General features: G+C 72.5%; 1 protein-coding gene. It reads right to left on the bottom strand.

What is annotated here, in order from left to right; all coding sequences use genetic code 11:
- The coding region (locus JHD64_RS21525; protein ID WP_199055728.1) for a hypothetical protein at positions 1–295 on the bottom strand (295 nt) is incomplete at both ends.

Below are 295 nucleotides of genomic sequence, written 5' to 3'. Positions count from 1 at the left end.
CCCCCCCCCCCCCCCCCCCCCCCCCCCCCCCCCCCCCCCCCCCCCCCCCCCCCCCCCCCCCCCCCCCCCCCCCCCCCCCCCCCCCCCCCCCCCCCCCCCCCCCTTTTCAAGCCGAAGACGGCATACGAGATCCTTGTTAATGTCTCGTGGGCTCGGAGATGTGTATAAGAGACAGGCTTTGTTGTAGACGTGATCGCTGCCGGCACCATCGTTGCCGATGCTGATGCTGGCGGCGGTGTTGAGGCTTTCGCCCGGCTGACCCGTGCCGGTGTCGGTGTTGGCGGTGGCGGTATTG

It is taken from the genome of Aquitalea sp. ASV15 (assembly GCF_016429115.1).
In the GTDB taxonomy this organism is placed as follows: Bacteria; Pseudomonadota; Gammaproteobacteria; order Burkholderiales; family Chromobacteriaceae; genus Aquitalea; species Aquitalea magnusonii.
This window is presented reverse-complemented; position numbering and strand designations above follow the sequence as displayed.